Source organism: Methylobacterium sp. WL69 (assembly GCF_008039485.1).
Lineage (GTDB): Bacteria > Pseudomonadota > Alphaproteobacteria > Rhizobiales > Beijerinckiaceae > Methylobacterium.
Genome location: NZ_VRUZ01000096.1, coordinates 1 through 15,464 on the forward strand (window position 1 = coordinate 1; position 15,464 = coordinate 15,464).

Below are 15,464 nucleotides of genomic sequence, written 5' to 3' on the forward strand. Positions count from 1 at the left end.
CCCCGCCCGTCTCGGCCAGGACCTTCGTGATCGCCGCCGTCAGCGACGTCTTGCCGTGGTCCACGTGACCGATCGTGCCGATGTTGCAGTGCGGCTTCGTACGAGCGAATTTCTCTTTGGCCATCGTCTCTTTCCTGCGGCAAGCTCACACGAGCGGGCGCCCGGTCAGTCGCTCGAAAACCGTCGAGCCGGGCGAAAGACGCGGCCCGCTTAGAGGCTTGCCGTCCTTTGATCAAGGGCTTTGTGGTCGGGGGCTTTGCCGACCACCGGCCTCCGGGGCCGTCTCAGGCGAGGGGGCGCCTGACCGGGGAGGCCTCGAGCAGGGCCGCCCTGTCGACGCCGAGGGCCTCGGCGATCTCGTCCAGGGCCGTGGCTTCGAGGGCCGAGATGCCGTCGTGGTCGGCGACATCGGCGGCGATGAGGAAGGCGGCGTTCCGCGCGGTCCCGTCGCGCCCGCGGATGCCGGCGACGCGGCGCAGGTTCTCCGCCCGCCCGGCCCGGGTCCGCGCCCGGGCGATGCCGTCGTAGAGTTCGGTCTCCAGCATCAGGCGGTCGTAGCCCTTCTCCAGGATCGGGTTGGCCTGGATGCCGGCCAGCGCCGTGTCGAATTCCTCGCTCGCCACCTCGCCGTCGGCGACGATGACGTTGGCGGCGGCCGAGACCATGGCCTCCATCAGGGCCGTGTCGCCCGCATAGGCGGTCACGGTCTGGCTGAAGCGGGCGACGATGTCCTGGAAGATGTTCATGGGCGGGGGTCACCGGGCGGCTTCATCGAGCGGTTCGGCAGAACGATGCCGGGGACCTCGCCGTTCCGCGCCGGGAAGGCAAGGGGCGGCGGACCGGTTTTCAGAACAGCGCCACCAGGGTGACGCCCGCGACCATGAGAAGCCCCCCGGCGATCCGCCACGGGCTCGCCGCATGGACGGTGAACCCGATCCAGCCGAAATGATCGAGGACGATGGAGGTCGCGACCCCGGCGGTGACGAGGATCGCCAGGAACGGCGCGGCGCCGATCTGTTGCGCGGCGAAGAACTGCGACAGGACGACGAGGGCGCCGAGGCAGCCGCCGAACCAGGCCCAGGCCGGCACCTGGGCGGCCTCGGCGAGGCTCGGCAGGCTGAGGCGGCCGGAGACGAGGCCGACCAGCAGCAGGGTGGTGCCGGTGCCCAGCGCCACCGCGAGCCCGGCGGCGAAGGGCTGGCCGAGGCTCTTGGCGAGGGTGGCGTTGGTGCCGCCCTGGACGGCGTTGGCGATGCCGGCCACAAGCGCGAGACCATAGAGATACCACATCGGGATCACGACTCGGTTCGGACGGTCACCTCCGGACGGGAGCAACCCCCGAGAACATAGGGCAGCGACGGCCGGACATGATCGACGAAACGGGACGCGACGACGCGGTGGGCGCTCAGGCGGTCGATCAGGATCTGCGCGGCCTCCTGCGGCGGGCGACGGCGGACGCCCACCACCGCCTCGATTCGGGCTGGGCCGGTCACGACCTCAAGGACCGCGACGCCTACGGCGCATTCCTCGTCGCCATGGCGGCGGCCCTGGTGCCCCTGGAAGCGGATCTCGCCCTGGCTGAGCCGGGGGCGCTGCCCCCCGACTGGCCGGCCCGCCGGCGCGGCGCGGCGCTCCTGGCCGACCTCGCGGCCCTGGGCCATCCCGGGCCGCCGGCGCCGGCGCCGGCGATGCCGCGCCCGCCGACCCGGCCGGAGGCGGCGGGACTGCTCTACGTCCTCGAGGGCTCCCGCCTGGGCGGACAGCTGCTCCTGCGCCAAGCCCTGGCGAGTGCCGACGCGGCGGTCCGGGACAACACCCGCTTCCTCCGGCACGGCGAGGGCCAGCGCCTGTGGTCGAGCTTCGCCGCCTGGCTCGCGGAGCGGCCCGCCGGGCACGCGGATGGCGCCGTCACCGGAGCGCTCCGGGCGTTCGCCCTGTTCGAGACGGCCCAGGGGGCACGGCCCTAGGGCCCCCCGTTCCCCGCCAGCACCCGCCGCAGGATGTCGGCGGTGTAGGGCTTCTTGATCATCGGCACGGCGCCGAGTTCGGGGGGAATCCGAAAGCTGTCGCCGTAGCCGCTGGCGAACACGAACGGGATCTCCAGGGCCGCGAGGCGCCGGGCCACGGCGAGGCTCGTCTCGGACCCGAGGTTGACGTCCAGGAGGGCGAAGGCGGGCGGGCAGAGGTCGATGAGGCGCAGGGCCTCGTGGACCGAGCCCGCCATGTCGACGGACTTCGCCCCCAGGAGGGTGAGGATCTCCTCGGCCTCCAGGGCGATGATCATGTTGTCCTCGACCACGAGGGCCGGGCCGGACAGGCGCGGGGCCTCGGGCGCGGCGGCCCCGGCGCGCCGGGCGGTGGCGGCGGCGCGGGTCGGCGCGGCCTGGACGAAGGCCGCCGGGATGACGAAGCGCCCGGTGACGCCGGTCAGGGCGTAGCGGATCTCGGCCTCGCCCTGCAGCTCGTAGGGGATCGAGCGCTCGATGAGGGTGGTGCCGAAGCCCCGCCGCGTCGGCGCCCGCACGGGCGGCCCGCCGGTCTCGCACCACTCCAGCACGAGGCGGCCACCGGCATCGCGGCTCCAGGCGACGGCCACCGCGCCGCCGCTATCCGACAGGGCGCCGTACTTGGCCGAATTGGTCATGAGCTCGTGGACCACGAGGGCCAGGGTCGAGAACGCCTGCGGCTCGAGGAGCACGTCGGTGCCGTCGAGGCGGACCCGGTCGGCGCGGGCGCCGAGATAGGCCGCCGCCTCCAGGCCGATGAGGTCGCGCAGGGAGCCCGGCCCCCAGTTCGTCGTGGTGATCTGGTCGTGGGCGCGGGCCAGGGCCTGGACCCGGTCGCCGAGGACCCGCGCGAAATCCTCGATGCTCCCCGTCCCCGACCGGCTCTGGGCGACGATGCCGCGGATGAGGTTGAGGATGTTGCGCACGCGGTGGTTCAGCTCGGCGATGAGCAGTTCCTGGCGCTCCTGCGCGGTCTTGCGCTCCTTCTCGGCGGAATCCGTCAGCCGCAGGATCACCTCCAGCAGGGTGATGCGCAGGGCCTCGGCGATGCGCAGCTCCGCGCCGCTCCACGGGGCCGACTGGCCGTGCACCACCTCGCGCCACGCCTCGAAGCTCTTTCGCGGGGTGAGGCGCACGCCGTTGGGGCCGGGATTGGCCGGCTTCTCGGGATTGCCGGCCCAGGTGACCGTGCGGGCGATCTCGGTGCGGAAGAACACGAGGTAGTCGCGCGGGGCCCGCGAGATCGGCACGGCGAGCAGCCCCGCCGCCCGCTCGGTGAAGTCCCGGCCGGGGGCGTGGACCCTGCCGATCTCGTTCGTCGCGAAGGCGCGGCTCGTGGCCGTGCGGTTGAGGAAGCGCACGAGGCCGGTGAACTCCTCCCGTGTCGGGGTCGCGTCCCGCAGGGTGATCTCGCCGTTCACCCACACGCCGATGCCGTCGCAGGGGATGATGCCGGCGATGTCGTCGAGGAAGGCGGTGATGTTCTCGAGGCTCGTGCCCCCCGAGGCCAGGGCGCCCATGAGGCGGTCGTGCAGGGCGCGCGACTGGGCCTCGTAGGCCACCTCCGCCTCGCGCTCGCGGCTCTCCAGGATCAGGGAGAACATCTGGCCGAACAGCTCCGCCCCGGTCCGCCGCTCCAGGGAGATGTGGCGCGGCGACGAATGGTGGCAGGCGAACAGGCCCCACAGCTTGCCGCCGCGCAGGATCGAGACGGAGAGGGAGGCCGCGACCCCCATGTTGCGCAGGTATTCGAGGTGGATCGGCGAGACCGTGCGCAGGGTGCTCATGGACAGGTCGAGGAGCCCGCCCTCCGGGTCGCGCACCGGCAGCACCGGGATGGCGGGGGCATCGACGTCGGCGATGATGCGCAGCCAGTTGCGCTCGTAGAGGGCGCGGGCCTGCTGGGGGATGTCGGAGGCCGGATAGTGCAGGCCGAGATACGGATCGAGGCCCGAGCGCACGGATTCGGCCACCACCACGCCGGACCCGTCGGGGTCGAAGCGGTAGACCATGGTCCGGTCGAAGCCCGTGAGCGCCCGCATCTGCCGCACGGCCTCGCGGCAGAACGCCTCGAAGCCCTGGCTCTGCTGCAGGCGCCCGACCATGCCGCGCACGAGGTTGCCGGCGTTGAGGTGCTCGGACGTGCTCGGCTCGGCCTCCATGACGATGGCCGAGCCCGACTGGTGGAGGGCGACGTCGAAGGCCGGGCCGTCCGTCTGCAGGGCGATCCCGAAGATGCGGTCGATGGCGTTGGGACCGCGCAGGGATTGCAGCTGGCCCCGGATGAGGTGGATCGCCTCGCCGTCGAAGATGTCGGTCAGGGGCAGGCCGAGCAGATCCTCGGCGGGCCGGCCGAGCCACTGCGCCGCATTCTGCGAGACGCGGACGATGAGCCAGTCGACGGAGACGGCGACGAGGAACCCGAACGGCTGCACCGCCCCCAGGACATGGATGGGTTCACGGTCGCAGGACGACAGATCGACGGAGGGGACCGCCGTTCGCTCGAGGGATTTCATCGCGACCATGAATGACCGAACCGTACCGTCGGCGGACTCCGCCGTCCCCGGTTCAACGCCGGAGACCGAAGGAAGGCTGCGCGGGACGGCAGGGGCGGTGGAGCGGAGGCGGCGGACCGCCCCCTCGGGAGCCCGTCCCATGCCGGTCGGTCGTGTCGCGTGCAAGGGGGCCGGCGGGTGGAAGAGTGCGGGGACGCCCCGGCTCGCGGCCCGGATCGCAGCCGGTGCGCGGAGGTCGGTCCGCCGCGCCGGCAGGCACGGTCCCGGGCGCCTTCGGCCTCGGCCGGTTCGGGCTCGCCGGGTCCGCGGGCCTCCCCCGGACCGGGAAAGCCGCCGCGGTCGAGCCGGGCGGGCCGTGATGTTCCGGGTGCGGGCGTCCGGGCGGTCGGATCAGGCCGCGCGGCGGTAGGACGCCTGCGCGTTGTCGTTGATGGCCACGAACATGCCGGCGGCGGTGCCGGATGCGGGGGCGTTCGACGCGGGGCGATCGGTGAGGAGGGCCAGGGCCGGACCGACGGCGACGGCGGCAAGACCGAGGAGGAACAGGGCGAGCATGGCGGAAATCCGTCTGGCGGTTGCGATGAGATCAATATCGCAGTGCACAACGGCCTCTGGTATATCAAATACCGCAAGGCGGTCATGCCGCCGATGCGCGGCTCCGGTGCCGGGATTGTCCGTCGCCGCGATCCGGATGCCCCGGTGAGGTGCGTCGCGACCGTCCTGCGCCGGGCGGCGCCTACCGGTGCGCCGGGTCGACGAAGACCGCGAGGAACGGAAACACCTGATGCCCGCCGGCCAGGAGGATCGCCGAGAAGGTCAGGCCCAGGGCGGTGATGTAGAGGATCGTGAAGAGGTCGGTGCCGTGTCCGGGGGTGCTCAGGAAGATCATCGCGAACGGGATGCTCACGAGGGCCAGCAACACGGAGGCGTGCATCGCGCCATCTCCCGGAACCAGAGGCGTGGCCGGTCGCCGCTTCACGGTCGAGGCCCGCGCCGGACGCGTGTGGGTGACTCGCCCCGCGGTGGGGCGGGGCGAGTCGGCGATCAGGCGTGGGCGAGGGCGCCCGCCGGGACGGCCGAGCCGTTGGCGCTGTGGTGGCGCTTGAGCATCGGCCGCAGGACGGCCAGGGCCAGGAAGGCCGCGACGAGGTCCATGATCGCCACCGTGTACAGCACCGTGGCCCAGGTTCCCGTCGCCTGCATCAGCAGGTTGCCCAGGGGCACGAACAGGGCGGCGAAGCCCTTGGCGCAGTAGAGCACGCCGTAGATCTTGCCGATATGCTTGGAGCCGAAGGTGTCGGCCGCGGTGGCGCTGAACAGCGAGTAGACCTCGCCCCAGGCCAGGAACACGATGCCCGAGAGGATCACGAAGGCCCACGGGTTGGTGCCGAAGTAGCCCAGGGCGACGATGCCGATGCCCTCCATGGAGAAGGCGATGAACATCGTCTTCTCGCGGCCGATCCGGTCGGAGATGTAACCGAACAGGGGACGCGAGATGCCGTTCATGATGCGGTCGAGCATCAGGGCGAACGGCAGGGCCGCCATGGCGAAGAAGTACAGGTTGACCTGGAATTCCTTCACCCCGAGGTCCTGCGCGATGACGCCGAGCTGGGCCACGGCCATCAGGCCGCCGGTCACCGTGCAGGTGAACATCAGGAGCATCACGTAGAAGACCGGCGTGCGCAGGGCCTCGCGCAGGGTGTAGTCGCGCCGGCTCTGGAGCACCTTGGTCGAGAAGGTGACCTCGTCCTTGACCGGGGCGCGCAGGCCGATGGCCGCCAGCATGATGATGGCGCCCTGGATCAGGCCGAACACGAAGAAGGCCTGGGCGTAGCTGCCCTGGGAGATCATGTTGGCGATGGGAATGATCGTCAGGGCCGAGCCCGCGCCGTAGCCGCCCGCCGTCAGGCCGACGGCGAGGCCGCGCTTGTCGGGAAACCACTTCAGGGCGTTGTTGATGCAGGTGGCGTAGACGCAGCCGACGCCGATCCCGCCCGCCACGGAGCCGAGATAGAAGCCCGAGAGCGAGGTGGCGTAGGAGTTGATCACCCAGGCGAGGCCGGTCATCAGACCGCCGAACATCACCACCCGGCTCGGGCCGTACTTGTCGATGAAGTACCCCTCGATGGGGGTGAGCCAGGTCTGCACCACGACGAAGATCGTGAAGGCGACCTGGATCGCCGCCCGGTCCCAGCCGAAGGTCTTCTGGATCTCCGGGACGAACAGGGTCCAGGCGTACTGGATGTTCGCCGCCGCGACCATGCAGGCGACGCCGAGCACGAGTTGCAGCCAGCGATTGGTGGAGGGTCTTGCCGCAACGGGGGCGACGGCGGGGGTGGCCATGAGCGATCTCCCTTGTCCTGGTTCGGACACCTGACGGTTTGTCGGCCGGGCGTTTCCCGCCTTCTCGGTCACGGCGAATCAACTTGCAGATCCGGCAGCGCGCCTGTTGGAATGCAGTATTTGGCATACCAGCGGACCTGACAAGCAGAATAACGCTGTTTTCGCGGCTTTCCCGACCGAATGCACGCCCGAACCGCAATCTGCTTGAAAATGGTGTGCACTATCGAGCCGGATGGGGCCGCGCCTCGCCTGACCGCAGCGATCGTTTCGCGCGAGGCGGCACCGGATCGGATGGGGCCCATGGCGACGACGGAAGCCGCGGACGATGCCGGCCCGGACGCATCACGCGAGGGGAAGCCGTCGCACTCACTTGCCGCCCGTGACGTCGAGGAAGGTACCGGTGACGAACGAGGCTTCCGGGCCGGCGAGCCAGAGGATCGCGTGCGCGACCTCCTCGGGCGCGCCACCGCGTCCCATCGGGATGCTGTCCTTCACGCGATCGACGCGCCCGGGTTCGCCGCCGCTGGCGTGCATCTCGGTGTGGATGTGGCCGGGCCGCACGCAGTTCACCCGGATGCCCTCGCGCGCGACCTCCTTGGCGAGGCCGGTCGTCATGGTCTCGACCGCGCCCTTTGAGGACGCGTAATCGACGTACTCGTTCGGACTGCCGAGGCGGGCGGAGGCCGAGGAGACGTTGACCACCGCGCCCCCACGCCCGCCATGGCGATGCGACATGCGCCTCACGGCCTGCTGCGCGCAGAGGATCGGGCCGATCGCATTCACCGCGAAGATGCGGCGCACGCGTTCGTAGTCCAGGTCTTCGAGACGGGATTGTCGTGCGATCATGGCCGCGTTGTTGACGAGGACATCGAGCCGGCCAAACCGACGGTCGACGCGTTCGAACATCCGTGAGACCTCGTTGGGATCGGCGCTGTCGGCCCGTACGGCAATCGCGCCTCGGCCGTCCGCCTCGATCGCGGTGACCAGTTCCCGGGCCGCCGCCTCGTTCGACAGGTAGCTGACGGCGACGTCGTAGCCGCGCCGCGCCGCCAGACGCGCGGTCGCCGCGCCGATGCCACGACTGCCGCCGGTGATCAGCATCACGGGCGCACTGCGTCCGGCGTCGGGCGCGGCAGGGCCATCCGGCCAGCCGCCATCCGGGGCATCGGGGTTTCGGACGGAGGTCATGGTTTCCTCGCGAGGTGCGGCGACAGGACGAGCATGATCGGGACGACGGCGAAGGCCGTGGCCGCGGCCGCGACGGCGGCCCAGCGCGGTCCGACGGCATCGCCGAGCGGGCCGTAGAACAGGGGCGTCGCGACCGCGCTGCCTCCGAGCGTCCAGGTGTAGAAGACCGCGAAGGCGCGCTCGACGCGACCGTGCGGCGCGAGTTCCGGCACGGTGCCGTAGAGCACGGAGGAGGTTCCGTTCAGCATCAGGCCGAGGAGGGGCAGCACCGCGAGGGTCGGGGCGAGCGGGAGCGCGATGACCAGCAGGATCGCGGCCGCCGTCCCCGCCTCGGAGAGGATCACGCAGCGCGTCACCCCGAAGCGGTCCCCGAGACGGCCGAAGATCGCCTTGCCCAGCGCACCGCCGACGGCCGCGAGGCCGAACGCGACGCCCACCGTCGCGAGGGCCGCCCCCTTCTCCCGCAGCAGGAACGGCAGGTAGACGAGAAAGGCCGGGCGCGCGGCGTTGTCCAGCATGCCGACGGCCACGAGGAGCCCGAAGCCGGTCCGGTCCGTCGAGCCGCCGCCGGGCACGGCCGCTTGCGGGCGCGTCGGCGCTTCCTCGCGCGGGACGGGCTCGCGGGGCAGCAGGGTGGCGACCCCGAAGGCGACGGCGACCCCGAGGCCGGCGGCGAGCCAGAGCACGAGGCGCCAGTCGGCGTGGGTGAGGAGAAGCCCGGCGAGCGCGGGCAGCGCCGCCTTTCCGAGATCGCCGGCGAAGTTGTAGGTGCCGAGCGGCCCCCTCGCCCCCGTCCCATAGGTCCGGGCGATCACCGCCGAGGCGAGGGGATGCTGGGTGCTGCTGCCCGCGCCGGAGAGCGCCAGGGCGACGCAGAGGCCGGCGAGACCGCCCGAGGCGCCGGCCAGGGCATAGCCGCCGGCACTGAGCAGCGTGCCGAGAACCAGAACCAAGCGCGCCCCGAGCGTCCGGGCCAGGGCCGTGGCGGGCATCTGCAGGCCGGCCAGCGCCCCGACATAGAGCGAGCGCACCAGGGCGAGGGCGACGTAGCCGAGGCCGAACTCCTCCTGCCAGACCGGCAGCAGCACGTAGATCAGGTCGGTGTAGCCGTCGTGCAGGGCGTGGTTGACGCCGATCGTCGCGAGGGTGCGCGTCCGCCGAGGCGCGCGGATGTCGCCCGCCCCATCCGTCGCGCCCGTGGCCGGCCCGTCCGGTTCCGCGATGGTCGTTCGCATCGATCACCCCTCCACGGCCGCCGGCCGCCAACGCCGTGACGGCTACACCCGTGAGCCTCCGGCGATGAGGACCGTTCGACTCACGCTACCCGTGCGCTAGACTCACGGATGCGAGCCCGGAGGTCCGATGCGCCGTCTTCCACCCCTCCATGCGCTGCGGATCTTCGAGGTCGCCGCCCGGGCCGGCAGCCACGCCGCCGCGGCGGCCGAACTCGGGCTGACCCACGGGGCCGTCAGCCGTCAGGTCGCCGTGCTGGAGGCATGGTTCGGCCAGCGCCTGTTCGTGCGGGTCGGGCGCAGCGTCGTCCCGACGCCCGCGGCCCGGGCCTTCGCGGAAGCGGTGAGCCTCACCTTCGACAGGCTCGACGCGGCGGCCGAGATCTGCGGCCGGCCCCTCACGCCGCGGACCCTGCGGGTGAGCACGCCCACGACCTTCGCCATGCGCTGGCTGATCCCGCGCCTGGGCGGCTTCCACGCGGCGCGGCCGGAGGCCGAGGTGGTCGTCACGACGACCACGACCCTGCACAATGCCCTGCGCGGCGGCTTCGACCTCGCCGTCCGGCGCGAGCCGCGCCTCGGAACGGGGGCGCACCATCCCTGGGGCGCCTACCGCGCGGTCCCCTTCCTGCGGGAGGCCAACACCCTGGTGGCGAGCCCATCCCTGCTCGCGGCCCGCCCCCTGTGCACCCCGCACGACCTCGAAGGCGCCACCCTGCTGACGAGCGAGACGCGCCCGGGCGACTGGACCGACTGGCTCGCCGCCGCCGGTCTCCCCCCGGACACGGGCAGCCGCCGGACGTTCGACCATTACTTCGTCGCGCTGCAGGCGACGGCGGATGGGCTCGGCTACGGCCTCGGGCCCCTGCCCGTCCTGTCCGGCGACCTGGCGACCGGACGGCTCGTCGCCCCGTTCCCGGAGATCGTCGTCCCGCGCCCCGGCTACGTGGCCCTCGTCCCGAACGACGCGGACAAGACGTCGACCCTTACGGCATTCGTCGACTGGCTCATGGCCGAAGGTGCGCCGTGAGACCGAACGCGCAGGCGCAACGCGGCTTTCGCGCTCGGCATCCCGCCTTCATCGGCGCGGCTTGGTTCGGAACACCACCGGCACCGTGAAGGTCAGGCCCTCGTCCGCCACGAGGGGCGGCGGAACCGGGACGGGGTCCGACCGACGCATCATGGTGAGCGCGGCCTGGTCGAGGGCCGGGTCGCCGGACCCCCTGAGCACGACGGCGCTGACGACCCGTCCGGTTCGGTCGAGGACGAAGGTCAGGGTCGTCTCGCCGGTGGGATGCGTGGCGCCCGGCGGGTAGCGCTTGTGCCGGTCGAGATGGGCCAGGAGCTGCTTCTGCCAGGTGGTGCGGATGCGGCGCGCGCTCTCGCCGGTGCCGAGCACCGGGGCGACCGAGCGCTCCGCCTCCTTCATCACCTCGGAGCTCGGCGCGGCGGCGGCCTCCGACGCCACGGATTCGAGGGATGCGGTGGCTTCCACCGCCTTCACCTTGACCTCCTCCTGCTCGGGCTTGCGCACGGAATCGGGGGCGACGACGCGGTCCGGGTCCTCGGTCTCCGTCGGTACCGCCTTCGGCAATTCCGTCGGATCGTCCACGGCCTTCTGCTGGACCACGGCGGGGGATGCCGCCGCATCCTCGGCCTCCGGCCCGGGGGGAAGATCGGTGGCCTCGCGGCGCGGGGCGGTCATCTCCAGGCCGATCTCGAGGGCATTCGCGCCGAGATCGGCGGACTCGTCCTCCCGGAACTGGCCGACCGCGAAGGCGACGCCGCCCGCGTGCAGGGCGAGCACGACGGCCACCGCGCCGAGCCAGACCAAGCGGTTGGCCGGCCTATCGTGCGGGGCGAGGTCCGAACCGCTCAAGGCTTCGCCCCGGCCGCCGGCCGTGGCCCCTCGGAGGCCGGTACGCCCTCCAGGGCTACCAGGGCGACCTTGAGGTAGCCGCCCGCGCGCAGCACTTCCAGCACGTCCATCATCTCGCCGTAGGGAACGGCCCGGTCGGCGCGCAGGAAGATGCGCCGCTCCTTGGAGGGACCGGCTTGGGAGGGACCGGCCTGGGCGGGATCGGCCTGCGCGTCGAGGGTGCGCACGAGATCGACCCGCTTCACCGGCTCCTCGCCGATGGCCACGGCGAGGTCGGCCTTGATCGTCACATAGGTCGGCTTGTCCGGCTTCTTCTGCGGTGTCGCCGTGGACGACGGCAGGTCGATGGGCAGATCCACGGTGGAGAGGGGGGCGGCCACCATGAAGATGATCAGGAGCACGAGGATCACGTCGATGAACGGCGTCACGTTGATCTCGTGCGCCTCGCCGAACTCGTCCTCGTCCTCGTCGTTGCCGAGCGCGATGCCCATGGTTCAACCCGCCGCGCGGAGCGGGGCGCCGTGGCGCGCCGGATCACCCGACCGCTCGCCGGCCGGGCGCTCGAGGTCGCGCGACAGCATCCGCAGGGCGGCCCCCGCGCCGCGCTGGACGAGGTCGCCGTAGCCGCGCGTCGCCCGCGCGAAGTGGTTGTAGATGATGACCGCGGGAATCGCTGCCACGAGGCCGATGGCGGTCGCCAGGAGGGCCTCGGCGATGCCGGGCGCCACCACGGCGAGGTTGGTGGTCTGCGCCTTCGAGATGCCGATGAAGCTGTTCATGATCCCCCAGACGGTGCCGAACAGCCCGACGAAGGGCGAGATCGAGCCGATGGTGGCGAGCGCCCCCATGCCGCGCCGGGCCGAGCGCCCTTCCGCCTTGACGATCTCGGAGATGCGCGAGGCCGCACGCTCCTTGATGCCGTCCTGGCGGGCGTCCCGGTTTCCCTGCGACAGGCGAACCTCGTCGAGGCAGGCTGCGATGAACCGTTCGACCACGGAGCGGCGCCCGCTCAAGTCCCGCATCGCCTCCGCCAGGGTCCCGGCGCCGGCGATGCGGGCCAGCGCCCGGGACAGGCCGGCCCGGGCGAGGCCGAGTTCGACGGTCTTGGCGAGGAGGATCGTCCAGGTGAGCACGGAGGCGGCGGCCAGGCCGACCATGATCGCCTTCACCAGGATGTCGGCGTTGAGGAACATCGACCACGGCGAGAGGTCGTGCGTCACCGGCGCGGTGGTCTGGATCGCCGGCGCGGTGGTCTGGATCGCCGGCGCGGCCTCGGCCAGGGCCACCGGCCGTGCCGCCGGGGCCGGGCTCGGTGCGGTCTGGACCACGGACGCCACGGCCGGGCCCGGCTGTTGGGCATCCGCAAGCTGAGGCACCACGGCGACCAGCAGGGCGAGGCCCAGCGCCCGGCCGGGGCGGCCTCGCATGAGGGACGTGACGGACAGGGACTGCTTCACGATCATACCTCGGCCCAGGTCCGGATCAGGTTGTGGTAGATGCCCGTCAGCTTGACGATCTCGGCGTGGTCCCGGCCGAGGTCCGGCACCAGGGCCTGGATCGCGGTGTCGAGGTCGTAGATCAGGCTGCGGGCCTCGCCGCTGCGGATCATGCTCTGCAGCCAGAAGAACGAGGCCACCCGCGTGCCCCGCGTGACGGGGGTGACCATGTGGAGGCTGGAGGCCGGATAGAGCACGAGGTGCCCGGCCGGCAGCTTCACCTCCTGCGAGCCGTACTGGCCCTCCACGATGAGCTCGCCGCCGTCGTATTCCTCCGGTTCGGCGAGGAACAGCGTCACCGAGAGGTCGGTGCGGATGCGCAGGCCCGTCGCCGGGTCGCCCCGCACGGCGTTGTCCACGTGAATGCCGAAATGGTGGCCGGCGCCGTACCGGTTGAACAGCGGCGGGAAGATCTGCAGCGGGATCGCGGCCGAGACGAACAGCGGATTGCCGAGCAGCGTCGAGACGATGCGCGCCCCGAGGCGGCGGGCGAGTTCGCCGTTGGGCGGCAGCTGCTCGTTGCGCTTGACCAGGGCGGACTGGGCGCCGGCCGTCGAGCGGCCGTCCTCCCATGCCGCGGCGTCCATGAGGCCGCGGATCTCCGCGACCTCCGCCTTGTCGAGAACGTCCGGGAGACAGATCAGCATCGCTCAGAACTTCGTCGAGGCGATGAGCGAGACCGTGCGCCCGGGGGCCACGAACACGAACGGTGCGGCGCTGCGGTAGAACGCGTCGTAGTACAGCCGGTCGAACACGTTGGCGACGTAGAGCTTCATCGTCAGGGTCTCGCTGACCTTCGCCTCCAGGAAGGCGTCGAAGCGCCAGTAGGACGGCAGGACGTTGGCATTGGCCGCCAGCGTGCCGCCGTAGATCCGGGAGTTGTTGATCGCCTGACCGCCGATCTCGAGGTACGGGGTCAGCTTGTACTTCGTCAGCAGGCTGAACGAGCGGTTGGCGATGTTGGCGATGCGGGCCCCGACCTGGGACGGGACGGCGGACTTCGTCACCTTGGTGTCCATGAGGACGTAGCCGGCAAAGACACTCCAGTCGTCGGTGATCTTGCCGGCGATCCCGAGGTCGATGCCCTCGACCTGATAGGCGGCGCCCGCCACGATGTTGGCCCCCACGACCTCGCGGGCGTTGTCCTTGGTGGTGCGGAACAGGGCCGCCGTCGCCAGGAGGTGGCGGTCGAACAGTTCGGCCTTGGTGCCGACTTCCGTCGAGGTGTTGAGCTCGGGTCCGAAGATCTGGTTCGTGGTCGCCGTCGGGCTCAGGCCGCCATAGGCCGCACCCGAGGCGTCGAGTTCCGCCCCGACGGGGTTCGACGAGGTGGCGTAGGCGCCGTAGAGGCTCCAGAACGGCAGCGGCTTCACCGTCAGGCCGCCATTGTAGTTCAGGAGCCCGGAATGGGCCTGGACCGAACCGCCCCGGTTCGACGAGGTGATGCTGTAATCGTCGAACCGCACGCCGCCGTTGAGGATCACGAGATCCTCGTAGTTCGCCGTCTCGATGAGGTAGCCGGCCTTGGTATCGACGGGGATCGTGGTCGGGTTTCCGAGGCGGGTCGGCCGGCTGGAGAACGGCAGGAGGTTGGGGGGAAACAGGACGTTGACGCCCGAGAGCCGGCCGGTGGTCGCCGCCGAGCCGCCGAACAGCTCCGATTGCAGGCCCGTATAGGCATCGAAGCTGACCACCTCGCGGCTGAACTCGGCGCCCGCCACGGCCGTGTGCCGGATCGGGCCGGTGTCGAAGCGGAGTGTCGCGTCCGAGACGTTGGCGACGACGTCGGCGGTCTGGTAGCGGCTCTGCGGATTGAGGTTGACGGTGGTGCCGAACAGGTTGCCGGAGTTCGGGATCACCGGCCCCTCGGGCAGGGTGCCGACGTAATCGAGCACCGAATGCGCGGCCCGGAAGCGGTTGCTGAGGGTGATGTCCTCCGTCGGGCTCCATTCGGCCGTCAGCGTGCCGGTGTCCTGCTGGGTGCGCTGGAAGTCGCGGTTGACGAACCCGTAATACGTGTTGCGCGGGACGATGGTCTCGGTGAACGGGCGCCGGTTCAGCACGTTGAACGGCACGCCGAAATCGGGCAGCCCGTTCAGGTCGGTGTGGAAGTAGTTCGCCGTGAACTTGAGGGTATCGGTGGGCTTCAGCGTCATGGCCACGGCCGCACCGGCGCGATCGTCGAACACGTAGTTGCGGCCGGCGACGTTGGCTTCCTGGAACAGGCCGTTGACGCGGATGGCGAAGGCCGGGCTGATCACCTGGTTGACGTCGACGGTGACGCGCTTGGTGTTGTCGCTGCCGATTTGGCCGTCGGTCTTGTAGAAGTCCTGGAACCCGGCCTGCTTGGTGACGATGTTGACCGCGCCGCCCGCGGTGCCGCGACCGGCGAAGGACGAGGCCGGCCCGCGCAGGATCTCGACCTGCTCGGTGAAGAAGTTCTCTCGGATGCTCACCGACGGATCGCGGATGCCGTCGACGAAGACGTCGTTGCGCGCATCGAAGCCGCGGATGAAGAACCGGTCGCCGAAGGCGTTGCCGCCCTCGCCCGTGCCGAGGGTGACGCCGGCGGTGCTGCGGGCGATCTCGCGAAAACTCGTGGCGTTCTTGTCGGCCAGGATCTCCTTCGTCAGCACCGTCACGGTCTTCGGCGTGTTGAGCAGCGGCTCGGTGAACCGGTTCGAGGCCAGGCGATCGGCCTTGTAGGGGGCGGCCGGATCTCCGTACGGATTCCCGTCCGCCGCCCGGGCGAAGGTCGGCAGGCCGGTGCCCGCGGCGCTGGCGGCGGCGGGGGCGGCGACGGG

16 protein-coding genes are annotated in these 15,464 nt (G+C 71.3%); 2 read left to right on the forward strand and 14 right to left on the reverse strand.

Features of this window, described 5'->3' with window-relative positions:
• The 3 genes from FV218_RS18870 to FV218_RS18880 all read right to left on the reverse strand — a co-directional run.
• Positions 1 to 124: GTP-binding protein (locus FV218_RS18870; protein WP_246685181.1), on the reverse strand; the 124-nt coding region annotated here is incomplete at its 3' end.
• Between the two features lie 160 nt (positions 125 to 284).
• Entirely contained in the window at positions 285 to 746 is a 462-nt protein-coding gene (locus tag FV218_RS18875; protein ID WP_056096487.1) for a tellurite resistance TerB family protein, read from the reverse strand.
• 100 nt (positions 747 to 846) lie between these two features.
• Positions 847 to 1,290: a DMT family transporter gene (locus FV218_RS18880; protein WP_056096489.1), complete on the reverse strand. Its 444-nt coding sequence runs from the start codon at positions 1,288 to 1,290 to the stop codon at positions 847 to 849.
• 77 nt (positions 1,291 to 1,367) lie between these two features.
• Here FV218_RS18880 and FV218_RS18885 point away from each other — a divergent pair, with 77 nt between their 5' ends.
• Positions 1,368 to 1,967, forward strand: a complete 600-nt coding sequence (locus tag FV218_RS18885; RefSeq protein ID WP_147711092.1) for a biliverdin-producing heme oxygenase — start codon at positions 1,368 to 1,370, stop codon at positions 1,965 to 1,967.
• On the opposite strand, the gene FV218_RS18890 is transcribed toward FV218_RS18885, so the two are convergent.
• From FV218_RS18890 to FV218_RS18910, 6 genes are all read right to left on the reverse strand, one after another.
• Entirely contained in the window at positions 1,964 to 4,522 is a 2,559-nt protein-coding gene (locus FV218_RS18890) for an HWE histidine kinase domain-containing protein (protein WP_147711093.1), read from the reverse strand. The two genes, FV218_RS18885 and FV218_RS18890, sit on opposite strands and share 4 nt — an antisense overlap.
• Before the next feature lie 390 nt (positions 4,523 to 4,912).
• Positions 4,913 to 5,077, reverse strand: a complete 165-nt coding sequence (locus tag FV218_RS22890; protein ID WP_157085655.1) for a hypothetical protein — start codon at positions 5,075 to 5,077, stop codon at positions 4,913 to 4,915.
• Positions 5,078 to 5,258: 181 nt separating this feature from the next.
• Positions 5,259 to 5,456, reverse strand: coding sequence for a hypothetical protein (locus tag FV218_RS18895; RefSeq protein WP_147711094.1), 198 nt, complete (start codon positions 5,454 to 5,456; stop codon positions 5,259 to 5,261).
• Positions 5,457 to 5,566: 110 nt separating this feature from the next.
• Positions 5,567 to 6,865: an oxalate/formate MFS antiporter gene (oxlT, locus tag FV218_RS18900; protein ID WP_056096497.1), complete on the reverse strand. Its 1,299-nt coding sequence runs from the start codon at positions 6,863 to 6,865 to the stop codon at positions 5,567 to 5,569.
• A gap of 366 nt (positions 6,866 to 7,231) precedes the next feature.
• Complete coding sequence (locus tag FV218_RS18905) at positions 7,232 to 7,966, reverse strand: glucose 1-dehydrogenase (protein WP_147711095.1); 735 nt, start codon at positions 7,964 to 7,966, stop codon at positions 7,232 to 7,234.
• Positions 7,967 to 8,049: 83 nt separating this feature from the next.
• On the reverse strand, positions 8,050 to 9,288 hold the full coding sequence (locus tag FV218_RS18910) for an MFS transporter (RefSeq protein WP_147711096.1): 1,239 nt from the start codon (positions 9,286 to 9,288) through the stop codon (positions 8,050 to 8,052).
• 127 nt (positions 9,289 to 9,415) lie between these two features.
• On the opposite strand from FV218_RS18910, the gene FV218_RS18915 reads away from it, so the two are divergent.
• Positions 9,416 to 10,315: a LysR substrate-binding domain-containing protein gene (locus FV218_RS18915; RefSeq protein WP_147711097.1), complete on the forward strand. Its 900-nt coding sequence runs from the start codon at positions 9,416 to 9,418 to the stop codon at positions 10,313 to 10,315.
• Between the two features lie 48 nt (positions 10,316 to 10,363).
• On the opposite strand, the gene FV218_RS18920 is transcribed toward FV218_RS18915, so the two are convergent.
• From FV218_RS18920 to FV218_RS18940, 5 genes are all read right to left on the reverse strand, one after another.
• A complete protein-coding gene (locus FV218_RS18920; RefSeq protein WP_147711098.1) occupies positions 10,364 to 11,164 on the reverse strand; it encodes a TonB family protein in 801 nt (266 codons plus the stop codon).
• Positions 11,161 to 11,655, reverse strand: coding sequence for a TonB system transport protein ExbD (exbD, locus tag FV218_RS18925; protein ID WP_147711099.1), 495 nt, complete (start codon positions 11,653 to 11,655; stop codon positions 11,161 to 11,163). The genes FV218_RS18920 and exbD overlap by 4 nt, the downstream gene beginning before the upstream one ends.
• Before the next feature lie 3 nt (positions 11,656 to 11,658).
• Positions 11,659 to 12,627: a tonB-system energizer ExbB gene (exbB, locus tag FV218_RS18930; RefSeq protein ID WP_147711100.1), complete on the reverse strand. Its 969-nt coding sequence runs from the start codon at positions 12,625 to 12,627 to the stop codon at positions 11,659 to 11,661.
• Positions 12,624 to 13,307 (reverse strand): Fe2+-dependent dioxygenase, encoded by a 684-nt coding sequence (locus FV218_RS18935; RefSeq protein ID WP_056096510.1) that lies wholly within the window; start codon positions 13,305 to 13,307, stop codon positions 12,624 to 12,626. The genes exbB and FV218_RS18935 overlap by 4 nt, the downstream gene beginning before the upstream one ends.
• Before the next feature lie 3 nt (positions 13,308 to 13,310).
• On the reverse strand, positions 13,311 to 15,464 hold a 2,154-nt coding region (locus FV218_RS18940), incomplete at its 5' end, for a TonB-dependent receptor (RefSeq protein WP_147711101.1).

What these genes read in the sequence shown, in the direction of transcription:
- FV218_RS18875 (WP_056096487.1), bottom strand. Translation starts at nt 746, where the DNA reads ATGAACATCTTCCAGGACATCGTCGCCCGCTTCAGCCAGACCGTGACC.
- FV218_RS18880 (WP_056096489.1), bottom strand. Translation starts at nt 1,290, where the DNA reads ATGTGGTATCTCTATGGTCTCGCGCTTGTGGCCGGCATCGCCAACGCC.
- FV218_RS18885 (WP_147711092.1), top strand. Translation starts at nt 1,368, where the DNA reads ATGATCGACGAAACGGGACGCGACGACGCGGTGGGCGCTCAGGCGGTC.
- FV218_RS18890 (WP_147711093.1), bottom strand. Translation starts at nt 4,522, where the DNA reads ATGAAATCCCTCGAGCGAACGGCGGTCCCCTCCGTCGATCTGTCGTCC.
- FV218_RS22890 (WP_157085655.1), bottom strand. Translation starts at nt 5,077, where the DNA reads ATGCTCGCCCTGTTCCTCCTCGGTCTTGCCGCCGTCGCCGTCGGTCCG.
- FV218_RS18895 (WP_147711094.1), bottom strand. Translation starts at nt 5,456, where the DNA reads ATGCACGCCTCCGTGTTGCTGGCCCTCGTGAGCATCCCGTTCGCGATG.
- oxlT (WP_056096497.1), bottom strand. Translation starts at nt 6,865, where the DNA reads ATGGCCACCCCCGCCGTCGCCCCCGTTGCGGCAAGACCCTCCACCAAT.
- FV218_RS18905 (WP_147711095.1), bottom strand. Translation starts at nt 7,966, where the DNA reads ATGCTGATCACCGGCGGCAGTCGTGGCATCGGCGCGGCGACCGCGCGT.
- FV218_RS18910 (WP_147711096.1), bottom strand. Translation starts at nt 9,288, where the DNA reads ATGCGAACGACCATCGCGGAACCGGACGGGCCGGCCACGGGCGCGACG.
- FV218_RS18915 (WP_147711097.1), top strand. Translation starts at nt 9,416, where the DNA reads ATGCGCCGTCTTCCACCCCTCCATGCGCTGCGGATCTTCGAGGTCGCC.
- exbD (WP_147711099.1), bottom strand. Translation starts at nt 11,655, where the DNA reads ATGGGCATCGCGCTCGGCAACGACGAGGACGAGGACGAGTTCGGCGAG.
- exbB (WP_147711100.1), bottom strand. Translation starts at nt 12,627, where the DNA reads ATGATCGTGAAGCAGTCCCTGTCCGTCACGTCCCTCATGCGAGGCCGC.
- FV218_RS18935 (WP_056096510.1), bottom strand. Translation starts at nt 13,307, where the DNA reads ATGCTGATCTGTCTCCCGGACGTTCTCGACAAGGCGGAGGTCGCGGAG.